This is a genomic window from Winogradskyella poriferorum (genome assembly GCF_050618035.1).
Classification (GTDB): Bacteria; Bacteroidota; Bacteroidia; order Flavobacteriales; family Flavobacteriaceae; genus Winogradskyella; species Winogradskyella poriferorum_A.
Genome location: NZ_JBODPY010000325.1, coordinates 1 through 211, shown reverse-complemented (window position 1 = coordinate 211; position 211 = coordinate 1). Strand labels below are relative to the sequence as shown.

1 pseudogene is annotated in these 211 nt (G+C 30.3%); it reads left to right on the top strand.

Going from position 1 to position 211, the window contains the following annotated elements:
* Positions 1-211 (top strand): annotated as a pseudogene (locus ACRHOC_RS15945) (GDP-L-fucose synthase); the annotation flags it as partial.

The window sequence follows — 211 nt, the reverse complement described above, 5'->3', positions numbered from 1 at the left end:
TCAGAAATACTCATATAAACATTGGAACTGAGCAAGATATTTCAATATCGAAACTGGCTGTATTAATAAAGTCTATTATTGTATACAAGGGTCAATTAGTATACAATACAAATAAACCAGATGGCACATTTCGTAAGGTGATAGATGTTACCAAATTAAATAATTTAGGCTGCAAGCACAACATGCAATTAGAAAATGGAACAAAAGAAAG